Genomic DNA, 18,151 nt, shown 5'->3' with positions numbered 1-18,151 from the left:
TATCATGAGGTAAATGCGTCTAAATCCGCGCAATACCCGACTTTAGAGTTGCGCTCTGACGATTATTAATGATGATGTGTCCGCCTCTGCGTGCATCCGCATGGAGAAGCGATCAACCAACAAAGGAGCAAGCTATCGCAGGACGACCAAAAAGACCAGGACGGGGAAACCCACGCGGAAGAAACCGCCGTAAGGGAAATAATTACGGCCAACGCAAAAAAAAGGACGACGACCGTGATAACAATGTTGTCGAAATTGAGGGCGTCATCACCTCGGTTCTTGCCGGGACCATGTTTAAGGTGGCACTCCCCAGCGGTCACGAAGTTTTAGCTCACATTTCCGGAAAAATGCGTAAACGCTTCATTCGCCTCGTCGTGGGTGACAAGGTAAAGATGGAGATGTCCGCTTACGATACATCGAAAGCCCGCATCGTCTTCCGAGTCGGATAATCGTCGACCTCGGTTCAGCACCCTATTTATTTCTACAAGGAGGCCTCAACGCCTCCTTTTTTTATTGCTTCCCATTCCTCTCACACGCTATCCCTCTATCAACCATGATTCGCTATTACGCATACCAAAAATGCAGCACTTGCCGGAAAGCCAAGCAATGGCTCGAGTCCCAAGACATTGATTTCGAAGAAATAGCCATCCGCGAACAAACGCCAACCATGGAAGAACTCAAACAAGCCCTGGCAGCCAAAGGCAGCATCAAGGCTTTGTTCAATACCTCGGGAATGGATTACCGCGCACTCGGACTCAAAGACAAACTGCCAACCATGAGTGAGCAGGAATCCCTCGAATTGTTACGGTCCAATGGCATGCTGGTGAAGCGTCCTTTTGTCACGGGGGCTGACATCTCACTGACAGGATTCAAAGAACAGGAATGGCAGGAAAAGCTGCTAAAGGTATAAGACCTGGCAGCCCCCTCCAGACGAACAAACCATCCTTGCCAAATACCTGAATCCCGAGCTAAGCTGATTCCAACGATGCCTTTCTTCGAAACATGGCAGCAAGCCTTCCTCGCCGGACTTGTGATGATGGTATTCCTCGCCTTTGTCAAAGAGTGGATATCTGCTGAACTGGTCGCTCTGAGCGCTCTACTGGCCTGCGTGGTGACGGGGATCCTCAGCGTCAATCAGGACGACCCTTTCAATGCACTGAAAGTCTTTTCCCATCCGGCCCCGATCACGGTTGCCTGTATGTTTGTCATCAGCGCAGCACTGGAACGGACCGGTGTAATTGAGACGCTCGGTGTCTGGTTTGAAAAAATCGCCGGCAACTCACCAACCCGGATGCTCGTGGTTATGATGGCTCTGGTTGCCTTTCTCTCGAGCTTTGCAAACAACACCCCGGTTGTCGTCGTTTTCCTCCCCATCGTTCTCGCCATCTGCCGCAAGCGGGACTTTGTGGCCTCCAAATTCCTCATCCCTCTTTCCTACGCAGCCATCGTCGGAGGAACCATGACCATCATTGGAACCTCGACCAACCTGATTGCCCTCGGTATTGCGGAGAAAGAAGGCATCCAAGGACTTGGCATGTTCAGCGTCACCCCCGTCGGTATTGTTTTTGTAGTCATCACCTTTGTCTACATGCTCACCCTGGGAAAAAAACTGCTCCCGGATCGAGCCACTCTGGCCACCTTGATTGACACCCACAGTTCACGGGAATTCATCACCCATGCTTTTGTCAAAAAAGACAGCAACCTGGACGGCAAGGCCTTCTCCGAAAGTCGAATCGCCAAAATGAAAAAAGCTCGGGTTCTCGAAGTCCTGCGCGATGGCGTCCGACTTCAGACACCACTGAATGAAATCGTTTTCGAATCCGGTGATGAAATTGTCTTCAAGGGCGTTCTCGAGGGCGTCATGGGAATCTCCAAAACCGAGGGCATTGATGTCCGAGGCAATGACAGCCGGGGGCTGGAAGGCATCCGAACCGAAAGCGCCCTGCTGATGGAAGGCATCATCGGGCCGGAATCCAGCATGACGGGCAAGAGTCTCAAAGAGCTCAATTTCCGGCAACGCTTCGGGGTCCTGATCCTTGCCGTCCACCGCCGGGGGCGGAACCTGAGAGAGCGATTCGAAGACGAAAAACTGGCCTTCGGTGACACCCTGCTGGTGCAAGGTCCTGCGGAGAAAATGAATCAGCTTTTCCAGCAACGCGACTTCATCAACCTGAGTGAACGCAAACATGCCCAGGTCAGGCAAAGCAAAGCACCCATCGCCATCGGAGCCCTGCTTCTTTTCATGATTATGGGAGCTCTGGGTGGTCGCTTTGGCATTCCAGCCATCCCGATTGTCCAACTCGCGTTTACCTCCGCCCTGATCGTTTTACTCGCCCGCTGTGTTGAACCCCAGGAAGCCTACCGCGCTGTTGACTGGAAAGTGATCTTTATGATTTTCGGCATGCTCGGCTTTGGTATGGCGATCGAAAAATCCGGGCTGGCCCAGCGCATCGCTGACAGCCTGATTCACGACCTCGGCATTGAAAACCCCTACCTCATGCTCGCCTTGATGTATCTCCTTGCCGCGGTCATGACGGAAATCATCTCGAACAATGCGGTGGCCGTCTTGCTTACGCCGCTCGCCATCGTGGTCGCCCATACGCTGGACGCCAGCGCCCTGCCATTCATCATTGCCATTATGTTTGGATCCTCGGCCAGTTTCTCCACCCCGATCGGCTATCAAACCAACACCTTTGTCTACGGTGCAGGAGGCTACAAATTTGGCGATTTTTTCAAAGTAGGAGCCCCTCTCGCCTTTATCCTCTGGGGTGTGGCATCCTTCCTCATTCCAATACTCTGGCCATTTCATCCTTAATAAAGCGGTTCTGAAACCCGTATTGAAGGGTTCTGGGGTATCACATTCCAGGCTGAGGCTTGAGGGCAATCAGCCGACGACGTTGTACCTGAAACGGGCATCCTGTCGGCTCGTTCATTCGAACCTTTACCCAAGACCTCCAGTAATCAAAAGGATCAAGGTCGCAAAAAGCCTCTGGTTTTGACACCAGAGGCTTTGATTTCAATACGGTTACCAATAGATCCGATTTATGTCTGTTACTTGCGACGGCGCAAGATCAGAGCAAGGCCACCGAGACCAATCAGAGCAGAAGATGAAGGTTCAGGGACAGCCACGATTACAAAACCGTTGATAGGCGTCCTACCGTCTCCAGAATTCCCGGCCACGGTCAAGTCCCCTGTTAATCCAGAATACTTCACATAGTTTCCGGCTGTAGGACCAGTAGCTTCAACCATAGCCCCTTGGTTTTGCCCCAGAGCTGTGAAAGAGCCATAGTCTTGACCATTAATGGTAAAACCGTCATGCAAAAAGGTTCCCGTACCTCCATTGGCATTACCACCATCACCAGCAACGATAATGTACAGGTCATACTGAACAAATTCGTGGTTAACAATGGAAAAGCCATTAGGGTTGCCACTGCCTTCATCCAAATATCCAGCCACTAACTTACCAGCATCATTTCCGGTCGGAGCCCCTCCCGTGTAATACATGTTTGGAGCTGACCAAGAAACCACAGCTAGAGGCACGTTTGCACCGGAGTCATCGATTACTGAACCCGCAGTAAAAGACCCCACTGGAGGATCTCCCAATGAAGCTGTATTATTCCAGTTAGAACTATCAATTCCGGTAGGTCCAATAATCTGCCCACCAATGAAGGTCTGATTTGAACCATTCTCGGAAAAATTAACAGCAATACTTGCCCCATGGAGCACGCTCGGCAAAAAGCCAACGCAGGAAAGCGTCAGCATCATTTTTCTTAATTTCATTATTCTTGTTTCGTTTTTGTGTTTTCTTTCACTTTTTCGTGTTTTTGAAGATATGCCAGATGTCCTTCACTCGAAGAACGGCAGATCTTCGAAATCGGTTTAATCCTCGATGCGATTTTGATGATACAGACGCTTGATCTGCTGGTGATTCATGGCGCCCTCCACGATATAGAGTTCATCGATATTCGGAGCGGTCCTATGATTCCCCTTCGTAAATTTATACATATCCCCGAAAATCGACACGGGATACGCCCCTTGGGCTTGATCAGCGGTATCAACCTCGATGCGACCTCTATCGTTTCGCTGCACCTCACTATGTTGATGATACTCCATACGTTCGAACTCACCATCGAGATACACCTTGATCTCGGGTGAACCGTCCGTGCGATATTGACCAGTGTAAACAAAGGCGACATGGTGCCATTGGCCGTCATCAACGGGTGTGGTCCCCAAAATCCAGTAACCCCCGACGGACAAACCGTGCACACTGCCAGCCTCCGTATTTTCAACCAAGGTATAATAAGCACGCGCCGAACTATCCGGAACAAGATCCTGCCGCCCCCATCCCACGATCGGGTTAAAATAAGAGTATCCGGGAAGAACCTTCAACCAATACGCAACGGTGCGAGGTTTGTTACCAGACACTCCATACCAATTACTTTCCAGTGCCCCCCCGTTGCCCAGGCTCGCTAACGAGTCACCAAACATGCCAGGCATGGCGGCGAAGGCCTGCCTACCGTCCTCTTCGACCACCTTGAGCTGAATCTGATCACGATCCAAGTGACTCCCGGCCACCTGCCATTGCTCCTGCCCCCGACCATCAAATGACCAGTGCAGGTATGGCATCGCCCCTGGCAGTTCTGTCAAAAATTCAGCTTCATTGACATCGAGCACACTCAATCGACCCACTGGATCGACACGTCGGGCCTGCCCTCCGACTAACTCTTCGTGAACCTGCCGGACACCTTTGCTGCTGACACGAACCTTGCCCTTAAACACATGAACTTCGTCGAAGTGTCCGGGGTCAGCCAACACACCAAAAACCGTCCCCAAATCGACAATATCCAGCTCTGCGGTCACAACCGAAAAGCCAACAGCCTCAGGGGGAACATGAAACCAAGCGGAACCTCGATGCAGGTAAAGTTCATCTTCATCCCTCAAGGTCAAATCCGCCGGTGCCTGAACCACCGAACGCACCCCCGAGGCAAATTGCAACTCCACCGTGCCCTGGCTCAAGCGCAAGCGGGAACCCTTTTCGATAACCCCCGGTATTGACGTCGTATCCCCTTTCGCTCGTTCTAGAACAAATTCAGCCCCGGGGGCCAAACGAAACGACACAAGAGGCTCGGGTTCGGGCACAAAAATCAGTCGCATCGAAACCAGCATAACCACCAGAACTGCAGCGGCGACCAAGGTCGCAAACTTGACAGACTGTCTCTGTTGACTCAGCCTAATAGCATCGAGAGGAATCATGGGTTCGTTGGAAGCCAAACTTTCAATCCCCTTGGAACGCTGCCTCAAAAGCCCGTGCATGCGGGCATAGTGACAATACAGCTCACGTGCCTCCTCGGACCCCATCAACGCCTGTTGCAACTCCGGCCAATGTTCCTCATTCAGAGATCCATCGATCAACTCCTGAATGCGTGTTTCAATCTGTACCGGTGTCATGGCCATGATATTAAATCGACTGGATACCCGCTCTTTTCTGAGCCGCTTCAATACAACGCTTCAGTGAAGCCCGGATCCTGCAAAGTGATGTCTTCAGCGAGGTCACAGGACGTCCATGGGCTTCGGCGAACACCTTCAAGGGAGCATCACTATGATAGCGGTGCGTAAGCAACTCCCTCTCCCCTTCATTCAACTTATGCAAACAAGCATCGAGAGCTTCGCGCAAATCGGTCATCGGATTATCCTGGGAGACATGCTCCATTGTCTGGGTCACTTTCTCCGCCAGTTCTTCGTCAATGATTAACCAGGATTTACGCTTACGTTCTTTTAAAAAAGCCCTCACCTCCCAGCGGGCAATACTGAACGCCCAGGCTCTGAAATTGGTCCCCAGCTCAAAATGCTGACGTTTTTTCCAAATCACCAGATTCGTCCGCTGTAAGATATCATTAACCGAGGCATCCCCTGGAAGCAATGAATGGATATAGGCGAGAATCTCAGCCTGACAAGACGCCAGCTGAGTCACCACATAATCATCCGCTTTACCCGAAAATAATCCCATTCCCCACTAAACAGCCACCATCACAGCAAAGGTAAACCAGTTTTTTATAAAAATGTGTGATTGTGACATCAACGCCATTCATGCTTCGGATAACGGCCAGCCAAGTCCTTTTTCATCTGAGGGTATCCTCGCTCCCAGAAACCGGCCAAATCATCGGTCACTTGCCATGGCCGTTGGTTTGGAGCAAGCAGATGAACCAAGAGCTTCACCCGTCCCTGGGCAATCTCCGGCAGCTCCGTCACATCATAGAGAAATTGCATTTTCATGGCAATCCATGGAGCACCATCCACGGAATAGCGAACCTTGGCCTTACGTCCATTACTCAAACTCACCTCCAGAGGCGCATAGGCATCGAGCACCTGCTGCTGCCCCTCAGACAACCAATGCTTCAGCACTGGCATAAGCTCACGGTTTTTGATCTCCTTATAGGACTTCGCCCCCTGACACACTTCCTCCAAGACCATCAGCTTGTCATCCTCGCTAAATCCAGGCAAACCCATCTCCGGCAACCAACGGCTGAGACTAACCAAACGACCAATCCAACGCTCGACCGATTGATCCCAGTTCTTGAGTTTTAATTCCCCCGCTGCAACCCGCTCGGCAAGCAAACGAGCCGCATCGTGCGAAGGGCCCCCCCCCCCCTCTTTCGACTCCAACACAAGATCCCGAAAACGGAGTTCACGTTTGCGGACCACTCTTCGGGAAACGGGATCGTAAAAGGCTCCGTCATGTTCAAGCACGTCATGCGGAAACAGTCCGCGTAGTTCCTCCAGATGAACTTCTGCACAACGGTTCAAATAGACAGTCACGTCCTTTCCTTCCACCTCGGTCATTTCAGTCGCGACAAATGCCTGGGCGCTCTTGACCGAGCTATGTTTGTCCAGCTGCCCCCGACGCCCGCCAACAACTCGACAGGCCAAGGTAGCATCACCCAGTCGCACAGCTAAGCGGTCGCTGAACGCTAACAGCATGACCCGGCTGAGCTCGTGGGACCGTCGATCAAAATCAATCTCCCGCCAATCCATCCCATGCCTCCGCGCCGTGCGTTCAAGTTGATCCAAGGCTTGTCCCAGTTCCCTTGCGCCACGTGCGAGGATACTATTCTGGGAACACACCCGTGGATCATAGCGCATGTCTCGAGCCAATTGAAACGCCCTCCATTCGGAAACAAAATCACATCCGTCATCAGGCTCGGAAAATTCCTCCCGCCCCCGGGCATCCCGACCACGCATAAACAGCCCCTCCGCCTGCATCGCCGCAGCAATAAAGCCTGCCTCCGCCACACATCCATGCTCATTTCCAGCTAACAAAAGACGTGCGTAGCGAGGATGCAATGCAAATCCTGCCATCTTCCGACCATCCGAAGTCACTCTGCCGTCATGGTCAAGTGCTCCCAACTGCTGCAGCAACGCTTCGGCCACTTCCAATCCATGACGATCGGGGGCATCGAGCCAACGGAAGGAAGCCACATCATCAACTCCAGCCGACATCAAGGACAGCACCGGCTCAGTCAAATCCACACGCCTGATTTCAGGCAGATCAAACGCTTCGCGCCGGGCATGGTCGGCTTCACTCCATAAACGAAGACATCGTCCGGGAGCGGTTCGACCTGCCCGCCCGGCGCGCTGGTCAGCCGACGCTTTGGAAATTTTTTCCACCATCAAGGTGTCAATCCCGCGAACCGGGTCATAGCGAGCCACTCTGGCCTGCCCGGCATCAATCACCGTCCGGACGCCGTCGATCGTCAGTGAGGTTTCGGCTACATTGGTGGAGACGATGATCCTGGGGCGACCACCACTCCTGCTCGGGGCTACCGCCTCGTCCTGAAGTTTTGGAGAAAGCCCACTATAGAGTGGGCACACTTCCCACCCCCGTGACCACGAAGATCGTTCGATCAATTCGATGCTCCGCCGGATCTCGTGCACTCCCGGAAGAAACACCAGAATATGCCCGGCATCTTCACGCTTTACCGCCTGCTGCACCGCATTGCTAACGCGCTCCCAAACCGCATCCTTGCCACTCCGCCCCACCATCTGGGGAGCCCCTGAATAGTGAATTTCGACAGGATACGCCCTGCCTTCGGCCAAAAGCACATCGCAGGGGTCCAGATACTCTTTTAACCCTGAAACCTCGAGTGTCGCCGACATCACCACCACTTTCAATTCCGGCCGCGCCCCCTCCTGTAAATTCAAACAACGCGCCAAGGCCACATCGCTGGCAATACGCCGTTCGTGAAACTCGTCAAAAATCACAGCCCCCACATGTGACAGCTCGGGGTCGTCCTGCAACCAACGCTGCAACACCCCGTCCGTAACATACACAATCCTCGTTTCCTTCCCCATGCACTTATCAAAGCGTACCACATGCCCGACCTCCCCGCCCGGGCGCCCCCCACGCATTCCGGCCACACGTCGAGCAAGCATCCGCGCCGCTATCCTGCGCGGCTGCACCACCACAATCAAACCATCCACCTTGCCTCCATCCAATAACATCGGAGGCACGCAGGTGGATTTACCCGAACCAGTAGGAGCACGCAACAAAATGCGACCGATCCCGCCAAGTGCATCGAGCAATTTATTACGAATTTCCAGAACCGGTAGATCCACGCCCCAAGTCGTGCCCACACCGGCTACCGGAATCAATGAAAATCGTCAGGATGCGTCGCTCAGAAGCTTCCCATCAAAGTAACTTGAGGATCTCGGCAGGTTCTGGCCGCCGGGTATAGTCCGGATTTACTTCAGCATGAAGAATCAGCCCCTCTTCATTCATCACATAACGTGCAGGCATCGGCAAACGCCAGTCATCGGTGCCATTGGCTTCAGGAAGATCAATCCCAAAGGAAAGATACAATGCCGCCAATGCTTCAGATAGTGTAAAGGTCAAACCGAAGGTATCCGATAAACTCAGATTCTGATCATACAGGATATCAAATCCCAATCCATGCCCTTCGATCAATTCGAGGCTATGTCTGGGAAGTTGGGGTGAGATCACGACCAACTCTCCTCCCTTGGCCCGAATACTGGCAAGTACATCATTCAGAGCATCCAGCTCTGCGACACAATAGGGTCACCAAAAACCTCTAAAAAATGAGACCACCAAAGGACCCTCACCATAAAGTTCTGAAACAGAAACCTGCGCTCCGTTCTGGTTAGCCAGAGAGAACACCGGAATCTGTTCTCCTTCAGAGCAGGCCTTCGCCGCCTGACCGGAATCGATCAAGGCTTGGGTGCTGTCATGCATGAGCTTCTGCGCCTCGGCCGGTATTTGACGATTCAAATCATCCCGGATGCGATCCAGCCGCGCCTGTAAAAGTATACTAAGATCAGACATAAGGCACCCCTACACCTGTTGTAGTCACCTGTCAAACGACGTCGGTAAGCGGCAGCTCCTGAAATACCCCGGCCAAGAACCGGGCGAATCGAAAAGCAGACGCATCATGAATAATACCGCTGATAGGAACGTGGGGACATGCCCATCACCTTGGTAAAGGCTCTGGTAAAGTTAGCGTGCTCTTCATAACCAAGGCTGGCGGCAATCTCCTTAACCTGTAGTCCGGAGTTGATCAAGCGATCACAAGCAGCCGATATCTTGACTTGCAGAATAAACTGCCTGGGTGTCGTGTTCATATGCTCCTTGAACAAACGCTCCAATGTACTCACTGACACAGCCGCGGCATCGGCCAGCTCCGTCACCCCAATACGTTTGTCCAAATGCTCATAAATAGCTTCCACAATCACGGCCAGTTTATGATGCCGGGAAGGCACCAAAGAGGGTCCGACACCTCCCATTTTGCGCGAGATCCCAGCCGTTCCTACCCACTCGCCCCCTAGGTCACACAATGGAATTTTACTCGTCGATCGCCACTCCACCTGCCCCAAACGGTTCGATACCAATTCCGACTTATCCCACATCGGGGTCCGGGAGCGCAGCACCTCCTCGTCTCCGCGTTGAAACACAGCCGCCAATTCCTTGGGGAAAATATTCTCATCTTTCAAACCGATGATTTCACTCGCCTCCATCACGGCAACATCATGGCAGAAGGCCTTGTTCACATAGACAAATCGCCCATCGCTGTCCTTGATCCAAAAAATCACATCCGGCAACGCTTGAAATAAGGCCGTGGCAATCTGCCCAGGCATCAAGCGTGAAGTAAACTGCTTCAACTGGGCATCTGACAATTCGTCCATCGCGGGCATTGTGCGCAAGATTGCCCTTTTTGACAATGACGAAAAATGACAAGTGCTTGACGGATGAACCCATCGACCTCTCCGGTATCTTAATGCTATATAGATAGGCATCTGCAGCCCCCCGAGGGTCGAGCTGATCATTGAAGCTTTACCCATCAAGATCTAAGCCCTGCCCCCTGCATTCTCCAAATCAATCAACCATCACCCATTCTTCACCAAGCCATGACCGAATACTTTCCCAACATCCCGACCATTCCCTTCGAAGGAAAAGACTCAAAAAATCCACTCGCCTTCCGCCACTACAACCCCGACGAAATGGTCGGCGATAAGTCCATGCACGAACACTTGCGCTTTGCCGCCGCATACTGGCACGTCATGCGCAACGAACTCGGCGACCCCTTCGGCTCAGGAACGGCCTTAATGCCCTGGGACGACGGATCGGACTCCCTTGACAACGCCCTCAAGCGGGTTCCTGTCTTCTTTGAATTCCTCAAAAAAACCGGCATCGATTACTATTGTTTCCACGACCGTGACATCTCCCCTGAAGGATCGACACTGGCCGAAACCCACCGGCATCTCGACCGAGTTGTCAGTGAGCTGGAATCCTTCCAACAAGAAAGTGGAAAAAAACTTCTCTGGGGAACCGCCTGCCTCTTTTCCCACCCACGCTATGCCCAAGGAGCGGCAACCTCACCTTACGCCGATGTGTTTGCCTACGGAGCCAGCCAGATCAAACATGCACTGGAAGCGACCCACCGACTCGGCGGCGAAGGATACGTCTTCTGGGGCGGCCGCGAAGGCTACGCCACCCTGCTCAACACCGATATGAAACGGGAACTCGACCACCTCGCCACCATGCTGCACATGGCCGTCGACCACGCGAAGAAAATCGGCTTCACCGGGCAGTTCTACATCGAACCCAAACCCCGGGAACCATCCACCCACCAATACGACTCGGATGCGGCAGCCTGCCTGAATTTCCTTCGCGAGTATGACCTCTTGGATCACTTCAAACTCAACCTCGAAACCAACCACGCCACTCTGGCCGGCCACACCATGGAACACGAACTCGAGGTGGCCATCGGAGCCAATGCTCTGGGGTCCATCGACGCCAACCGCGGTGATGAACTCATCGGCTGGGACACAGATCAGTTCCCTACCAACATCTATCAAACCACCCAGATCATGCTCAGAGTGCTCAAAATGGGAGGCTTCACCACCGGAGGACTCAACTTCGATGCCAAACGTCGCCGTGAATCCCACCACCCCGATGACCTGTTCTACGCCCACATCGGAGGTATGGACGCCTTTGCCCGCGGACTCAAAATCGCCCACAACATCATTCAGGATGGCGGCCAAGGACAATTCATCGAGAACCGATATGCCTCGTATGACACAGGAATCGGAGCCGAGATCGAGTCCAAGGCCAGTTCTCTGGATGCCCTAGATACCTATGCTCAGAGCATCACTCCACCTAGTTTGCCCAGCGGAAGACAGGAGATGTTAGAAAACAATCTGAACGATTTTCTGGCCTAATCGATATCAAACACGTAGAAACCCTGATCCTTTTCAGCAAGGACTAATCGATTATGACCATCAAACACGACAGTAATGACAAGAAGGTATTCTGGGGCTGCTTCATCGCCTTGATTGCCACCGCGTTCGGATTTATCACCCGGATGCTTCTCCTCGGCAGATTCCAATCTGACTTCGCCATCGATAAAGTCGATGTCGGGGTCCTTCAAGGAGCCGGAGTCTGGCCCTTTGCCATCTCCATCATTCTCTTCAGTCTGATCATTGATAAAATCGGCTACCGCCTGGCAATGGTTTTTTCCTTTGTCTGTTATGCCGTCTATCTGGTAATGGCCTCCATGGCCTACAGCTCTATCCAAGGGGTGGAAGGTGAAGCACTAGCTGCGGCACAAGCCCGTGGCTATGACCTGCTCTACTGGGGGTCGATTATCCTCGGACTTGGCAACGGAACCGTGGAAGCCTTTATCAACCCGGTGGTCGCTACCATGTTCCGTGAGAATAAAACCAAATGGCTAACGATCCTCCATGCGGGGTGGCCTGGCGGACTGGTTCTCGGAGGACTCATCACCATTGCCATGTCCGGATACACCGAAAGTGGTGACTGGCGCGTTGTCCTCGGCATCATTGCCATCCCGGCCGTTATCTTTTTCGTGATGCTGATCAATGCCCGCTTCCCAGTTAGTGAAAGGGAACAGGCTGGGGTTAGCTACCGTGAAATGCTCGCAGAGTTTGGAGCCTTTGGAGCTCTCGTCAGCTTTGGCCTGATCTTTGCCCAACTCGGCCAAGTCTTTGGCTGGTCCAGCACCATCGTTTGGTCGCTCACCGCCGCGGTTGTTGTGGCATTTGGCGTTTACACCCGCTCATTTGGCAAGCCTCTACTCGCAATTCTCATCGTGGTCATGATGCCACTGGCCACCACAGAAATCGGAACCGATGGATGGATTTCCAGCCTGATGGAAAAACCACTTGAAGAAGCGGGTCGCCATGCTGGATGGGTGCTGGTTTACACCTCGGCCATCATGATGGTGCTGCGTTTCTTTGCAGGCCCGATTATCCATCGTATTTCACCGATTGGCATCCTGGTCATCAGCTCCCTACTGGCCATCGCCGGACTCTTTGCCCTGTCAAAAACCGGCAGTGCCAGCCTGACCGTTATTTTTGCCGCAGCCACTCTCTATGGCGTGGGTAAGACCTTCTTCTGGCCCACCACTCTTGGCATCGTGGCGGAACAGTGCCCGAAAGGAGGAGCACTCACTCTCAATGCCATCTCCGGCATCGGCATGATTGCGGTTGGCATTCTCGGATTTCCCTTCATCGGAGCGCTGCAGGAAAAAACATCCAGTAGTGTGCTAACCACCCAAGCCCCGGCTGTAGCAGAAGAAGTGATGGTAGAGAAATCCTACCTACTCGGAAAATATCAAGGGATCGACCCTGATAAAAAATCAGCCATCACCGACGAGTCCGCTCTGAGTGCCCTGGAAGAAGCAGATAAAGCCGGTCAATTCGATGCCTTGGCCAAAATGACATTCTTCCCAGCCTTCATGCTCATCTGCTACCTCGGCATCTGGCTCTTCTTTAAGTCCAGAGGCGGATACAAGCCGATTGAGTTAGCGTCACAGAAAGAACTCGACGCCGCATCCGAGTATTAACAAAACCCATTAAATCCATGCACCTAGGCCTCGACTGCTCTACTCAAAGTTTTTCTGCTATTCTCATTGATGCTGAGAATGGGAGCATTGCACACGAGGCTTCGGTCAACTTTGAAAAGGACCTCCCTCATTACGGGACCACCGCCGGTTTTGTTCGAGGCCCAAATCAGGGAGAAGTTTTTTCCAATCCCCTGATGTGGGTCGAGGCTCTTGAGCTGCTGCTTGGTAAACTAGCCGCCAATGGAGCCCCGCTCGCGCAGGTCTCCAGTATTTCCGGTTCAGGTCAACAGCATGCCACCGTCTATCTGAATGAGCAATTTCCTCTGATCCTCGATACGCTTCAACCGGAGGCTCCGCTTCATGCACAACTCGGACCAAGCATCAGCCGCCTCCTCTCTCCGATCTGGATGGATGGTTCCACGGCTAACGAGTGTGAGGAAATAGCAAGCGCCCTCGGCAGTCATCAGGAAGTCTGCCGACGCAGTGGTTCGGTGGCCATTCAACGTTTCTCTGGCCCGCAGATTCGAAAGTTTGCGAAGCAAGACCCGATAGCGTGGGGCCAAACAAAACAAGTCCACCTCGCCAGCTCGTTTCTGGCATCCATTCTGGCTGGCAAGCCGGCTGCGATCGATCACGGTGACGGAGCAGGCATGAACCTGATGAACCTGGAACAACGGGGCTGGGACAGCGACCTCGTCCAGGCAACGGCTCCGGATCTACTAGACAAACTGCCACCGCTCGCCAGCTCATCCACCGTCGCTGGTAAACTCGCCCCCTACTTTGTTAAAAAATACGGGTTTAGCGAGCAATGCGATGTCGTCCTGTGGTCGGGCGACAACCCCTGCAGCTTGGTGGGTATGGGAGCTTCCTCTCCCGGAAATCTGGTGATCAGTCTGGGCACAAGCTACACACTCTTTGCTGCGATGGAATCTCCACACACCGACCCCCAGGGCTTTGGCCATGTCTTTGGGAATCCTCTCGGCGGCTTCATGAGCCTCATTTGCTTCCAAAATGGAGCCCTCGCCTGCGAAGCCACCAAACAAAACATCAAACTAAGCTGGACGGAATTCGATGCCCGGACAGAACATCCACCCAAAGCTGGCGACACGCCCAGCCTCCCCTTCTTTCAAGCTGAAATCACCCCACTCGCCAAACCCAGCGAACAGTCAAATACCACCGTCCGAAGCTTACTCGACGGGCAGTTCCTCAGCATGAAAAAACACGCAGACTGGATGCGTATCAAGCCAAAGCATATCCGCGTAACCGGTGGGATCTCTCGAGCCAAAGGCATTTGTCAAACGATCGCCAATGTCTTCAACTCCCCGGTGCAAACCATCGAAACCCACGCCTCGGCCGGACTCGGAGCCGCCATGAGAGCCTGTCTCGCCACCACCAATATCCCATTAAACATACTCGAGTCCTCCTTTTGTCAGCCCGAATCCGACAGCATCCTTCCCCAACCCGAAGTCAGCGCAATCTATCAAGAGATGTCCGCCACATTCGACACCATGCTAACAAATCATTTGAATTCCTAATTCCTAATTCCTAATTCCTAATTCCTAATTCCTAATTCCTAATTCCTAATTCCTAATTCCTAATTCACCATGTCCAGACCTGTCACTCTCTTTACCGGCCAATGGGCCGATCTACCACTCGCCGAGCTGCTACCACAAGTCAAACAAATGGGATACGACGGCGTGGAGCTCGCCTGCTGGGGCGACCACTTCGATGTGGATCAAGCCCTCAGTGATGACAAGTACTGCGCCGATCTCTGGAAGCTTCTCCAATCGCACGGCCTGAGCTGTTATGCCATTTCAAACCATCTCGTTGGCCAAGCCATTTGTGATAACATCGACGAACGTCACCAGTCGATTCTCCCCGCCGATGTCTGGGGCGACGGTGAACCAGAAGGTGTGCGCCAGCGGGCCGCTGATAAAATGAAAGACACCGCGCGGGCCTGCCGCAAGTTCATGGACGCCTTCCCTGGACCTGAACCCAAAGGGGGCCGCCCCGATGCCGTGGTCAACGGCTTTACCGGATCCTCAATTTGGCATGCACTCTACGCATTCCCTCCAACATCCCAGGAATACCTGCAAAAAGGATTCGACGATTTTGGTGCTCGATTTCTCCCCATCCTGGATGTGTTTGAACAGGAAAATGTCAACTTTGCCCTCGAAGTCCACCCGACCGAAATTGCTTTCGACATTGCCTCATCGCAGCGAGCACTGGACGCGGTAAAACAACACCCGCGCTTCGGCTTCAACTACGACCCCTCCCACTTGGGCTACCAGGGAGTCGACTACGTCCAGTTCATCCGCACCTTCAGCGAACGTATTTTCCACGTCCACATGAAAGATGTCTGGTGGGGACACGGTGACGGAACCGTCGGAGTCTTTGGTGGGCACACCGATTTTACCGACGCCCGCCGTTTCTGGGACTTCCGCTCGGTCGGCCGCGGCGATATCAACTTCGAGGAAATCATCGTAGCACTCAACGACATTCGCTACAACGGCCCACTCTCCGTCGAATGGGAAGACGGGCGTATGGACCGCATCCACGGAGCCGCTGAAAGTTGCGCTTACGTCAAAGAGCTCGACTTCCCACGAAACGACATCGCCTTCGATGCCGCCTTTGATAAAGAAAATCAATAAGGAGCACCGAAGCCGCTGCAACGTGACATCGCCGGAGGATTGAGGCCAAGCCACCCCAGCACCATCACTTTTATCCTGAGACGATCTTAAGAGCTCACCAACGAAAACACTTCTCACTTAACATTCAAAACTCAACATTCCTATGTCCCCACAACCACTTAAAGTTGCCATGATCGGCGGAGGTGCCGGAGCCTTCATTGCCAACCCGCATCAGAAAGCCATCCACTTCGATGGAACCCGCAAAGTGCACGCCGTCGCTCTGCACCCGGACCCGGAAGTCGCGATGAACGAAGCAAACAACTGGCCCTATCCAGTCAAAGGATACGCGTCCTACGATGAACTTTTCGAAGACCAGGCAAAACTGCCCGAGAACGAACGCATCGATTACGTCGTCATCGTCACTCCGAACTTTGTCCACTTCGACCCCGCGATGAAAGCTCTCGAGCTCGGCATCCCGGTGATGTGTGAGAAACCTCTCACCGTCAACCTCGAAGAAGCCGACCTGCTGGTCGCCAAGGCCCGAGAAAAAAAGGTTCCTTTCGCTGTCGCCCATACCTACCTCGGCCACTGGTCGAGCTGGTTCAGCCGTCATATCGTGCAAAGCGGCTTGCTCGGGGACGTCCGTTGGGTCGATTCCTACTACCTGCAAGGCTGGCTGGCCGACAAACTTGAAGACTCCGGCCAAATGCAGGCCGAATGGAGAACCGACCCGAAAAAAGCCGGAGGCAGTGGCTGCGGTGGAGACATCGGAACCCACGCCCTGATGCAGCTTCGCTTTGTCACCGGACTCGACGTCGAAGAAGTTTCCGCCCGACTCGACAAGTTTGTCCCGGGCCGCCCGATCGACGACCACTTCACCACCTACGGAAAACTCTCCAATGGAGGAAAATGCCTGGTCCGTGCGTCGCAAATCTGCATTGGCCATAAAAACGACCTGGGTATTATGATCGCCGGAACCAAAGGCGCACTCAAGTGGAGTCAGGAGGACCCGGAAAAAGTCACCATCCTCCTTCAGGACCAGCCCGACCGCACCTACTGGCGCGGCCAAGTCTGTGCGAATGACGGATTCCTCGGCGACGTCCCACAATGGCTGCTCGACGAACCAACCATCCCCAGCGGGCACGGAGAAGCCTTCCACGACGCCTACGCACGCCTGCACCGCGAGTTTGAAAAAGATGTCCGTGCTTATCAAGCCGGAGAGCCATGGAGCTGCGATGGCAGTACCTACGCCAATATTGACGATGGCCGCATGGGCCTCGCCTTCATCGACGCCTGCATCAAATCTGACGACGACGACGGTGCCTGGCAGCCTGTGAGCAAATCCTAAAAGGGCAAACATTCATCAAAAGCCCCCACAAGCTTTTACACGAGCCTCGGAGATCGATCCGGGGCTCGTTTTTTATGCCGTGAGATCGGTTCTGCTTGGCTCATATGCACTCCGCATTCAACTCTGCAAGCAAATCCCTCCCAGACAAGTTCCCGAGCATCTCCAATTCAGGGGCCAAGGCCTCGCGGGCAGGAACCCCCGAGCTGTCGGGCCGACCACAATGAGTACACGATGCAAACCCCGGATACGCACTCGTTTTTTGTGGGTCATTCTCCGGACTGACTAAGGTCACCAATGGGCGCGAGCGTTCGCGCGTTACAGGAAGAATCAAAATGGGATGAATCCAGCAGGTCAAAGGTTTATCATGCCAAGCCGCACGTCCTTGTTCCATCGAAAGGCGCTGGAGTCCACAACGACCTTGCCGGTCGAGAAACACACAGCGGGTTTGGGGAAAGTGTGCGGGATAATCCTCGGCCAACTCTCCGGGTTCAGCCTGCCGTGTAGCAGTTTTGAATGCCCCACCACCCCGCACACTAAGAATCGGTTCATCCGGTAAACTCAGCCCACATTGTTCAAAAAAAGCAACATGCTCATCGAGCAAACGGCCAATTCCGTCCGCCTCTTGTTTGGAAAGATACACACCGTCATGACAACAGGTCGCACGACAAGACTCTAACAAGCAAGGTCGAATCCACTGTTCAAAAGCCTCATGATCAAGCTGGGCCTCACGTATCTGGGCAGCCAAAACCTCAGCCGTCTCCTGGTATGCACTCAAATTGTTATCCATTCTTCTTTTG

At 53.4% G+C, this 18,151-nt stretch carries 15 protein-coding genes and 1 pseudogene; 8 read left to right on the top strand and 8 right to left on the bottom strand.

Going from position 1 to position 18,151, the window contains the following annotated elements; all coding sequences use genetic code 11:
• The first annotated feature begins 68 nt into the window (after nucleotides 1-68).
• The 3 genes from infA (at nucleotide 69) to HW115_RS17440 (ending at nucleotide 2,815) form a co-directional block, all read left to right on the top strand.
• Complete coding sequence (gene infA / locus HW115_RS20210) at nucleotides 69-449, top strand: translation initiation factor IF-1 (protein WP_343219714.1); 381 nt, start codon at nucleotides 69-71, stop codon at nucleotides 447-449.
• Nucleotides 450-553: 104 nt separating this feature from the next.
• Complete coding sequence (locus HW115_RS17445; RefSeq protein WP_178934439.1) at nucleotides 554-910, top strand: arsenate reductase family protein; 357 nt, start codon at nucleotides 554-556, stop codon at nucleotides 908-910.
• A 75-nt stretch (nucleotides 911-985) separates the two neighbouring features.
• Nucleotides 986-2,815: an SLC13 family permease gene (locus tag HW115_RS17440; RefSeq protein WP_178934437.1), complete on the top strand. Its 1,830-nt coding sequence runs from the start codon at nucleotides 986-988 to the stop codon at nucleotides 2,813-2,815.
• 236 nt (nucleotides 2,816-3,051) lie between these two features.
• Here HW115_RS17440 and HW115_RS19845 read toward each other — a convergent pair whose 3' ends face one another.
• The 7 genes and pseudogenes from HW115_RS19845 to HW115_RS17405 form a co-directional block, all read right to left on the bottom strand.
• Nucleotides 3,052-3,780 carry a PEP-CTERM sorting domain-containing protein gene (locus HW115_RS19845; protein ID WP_227021629.1) on the bottom strand — a complete coding sequence of 243 codons (729 nt, stop codon included), beginning with the start codon at nucleotides 3,778-3,780 and terminating at the stop codon, nucleotides 3,052-3,054.
• Nucleotides 3,781-3,879: 99 nt separating this feature from the next.
• Nucleotides 3,880-5,454, bottom strand: coding sequence for a LamG-like jellyroll fold domain-containing protein (locus HW115_RS17430; protein ID WP_178934435.1), 1,575 nt, complete (start codon nucleotides 5,452-5,454; stop codon nucleotides 3,880-3,882).
• A gap of 4 nt (nucleotides 5,455-5,458) precedes the next feature.
• Nucleotides 5,459-6,007, bottom strand: coding sequence for a sigma-70 family RNA polymerase sigma factor (locus tag HW115_RS17425; RefSeq protein WP_178934433.1), 549 nt, complete (start codon nucleotides 6,005-6,007; stop codon nucleotides 5,459-5,461).
• Nucleotides 6,008-6,075: 68 nt separating this feature from the next.
• Nucleotides 6,076-8,649, bottom strand: a complete 2,574-nt coding sequence (gene hrpB / locus HW115_RS17420; RefSeq protein ID WP_178934432.1) for an ATP-dependent helicase HrpB — start codon at nucleotides 8,647-8,649, stop codon at nucleotides 6,076-6,078.
• 37 nt (nucleotides 8,650-8,686) lie between these two features.
• A pseudogene (locus HW115_RS17415) lies at nucleotides 8,687-9,061 on the bottom strand (redoxin domain-containing protein); the annotation flags it as partial.
• A 12-nt stretch (nucleotides 9,062-9,073) separates the two neighbouring features.
• Nucleotides 9,074-9,337, bottom strand: coding sequence for a thioredoxin domain-containing protein (locus HW115_RS17410; RefSeq protein WP_178934430.1), 264 nt, complete (start codon nucleotides 9,335-9,337; stop codon nucleotides 9,074-9,076).
• A gap of 104 nt (nucleotides 9,338-9,441) precedes the next feature.
• A complete protein-coding gene (locus HW115_RS17405; protein ID WP_178934428.1) occupies nucleotides 9,442-10,194 on the bottom strand; it encodes an AraC family transcriptional regulator in 753 nt (250 codons plus the stop codon).
• 222 nt (nucleotides 10,195-10,416) lie between these two features.
• On the opposite strand from HW115_RS17405, the gene xylA reads away from it, so the two are divergent.
• From xylA to HW115_RS17380, 5 genes are all read left to right on the top strand, one after another.
• Nucleotides 10,417-11,730 (top strand): xylose isomerase, encoded by a 1,314-nt coding sequence (xylA, locus tag HW115_RS17400; protein WP_178934426.1) that lies wholly within the window; start codon nucleotides 10,417-10,419, stop codon nucleotides 11,728-11,730.
• 53 nt (nucleotides 11,731-11,783) lie between these two features.
• Complete coding sequence (locus tag HW115_RS17395) at nucleotides 11,784-13,376, top strand: MFS transporter (RefSeq protein ID WP_178934424.1); 1,593 nt, start codon at nucleotides 11,784-11,786, stop codon at nucleotides 13,374-13,376.
• A 17-nt stretch (nucleotides 13,377-13,393) separates the two neighbouring features.
• Nucleotides 13,394-14,911, top strand: coding sequence for a xylulokinase (locus tag HW115_RS17390; protein ID WP_178934423.1), 1,518 nt, complete (start codon nucleotides 13,394-13,396; stop codon nucleotides 14,909-14,911).
• A 69-nt stretch (nucleotides 14,912-14,980) separates the two neighbouring features.
• Entirely contained in the window at nucleotides 14,981-16,027 is a 1,047-nt protein-coding gene (locus tag HW115_RS17385; protein ID WP_178934420.1) for a sugar phosphate isomerase/epimerase family protein, read from the top strand.
• Between the two features lie 142 nt (nucleotides 16,028-16,169).
• A complete protein-coding gene (locus HW115_RS17380; RefSeq protein ID WP_178934418.1) occupies nucleotides 16,170-17,354 on the top strand; it encodes a Gfo/Idh/MocA family protein in 1,185 nt (394 codons plus the stop codon).
• 100 nt (nucleotides 17,355-17,454) lie between these two features.
• Here the strand turns inward: HW115_RS17380 and HW115_RS17375 are convergent, their stop codons facing one another.
• Entirely contained in the window at nucleotides 17,455-18,129 is a 675-nt protein-coding gene (locus HW115_RS17375; protein WP_178934416.1) for a DUF3109 family protein, read from the bottom strand.
• Between the last annotated feature and the right edge of the window lie 22 nt (nucleotides 18,130-18,151).

Origin of the sequence: Oceaniferula marina (genome assembly GCF_013391475.1) — a bacterium.
GTDB lineage: Bacteria > Verrucomicrobiota > Verrucomicrobiia > Verrucomicrobiales > Akkermansiaceae > Oceaniferula > Oceaniferula marina.
The sequence above is the reverse complement of the archived record's forward strand: the minus strand, read 5'-3'. Positions and strand labels throughout refer to the sequence as shown.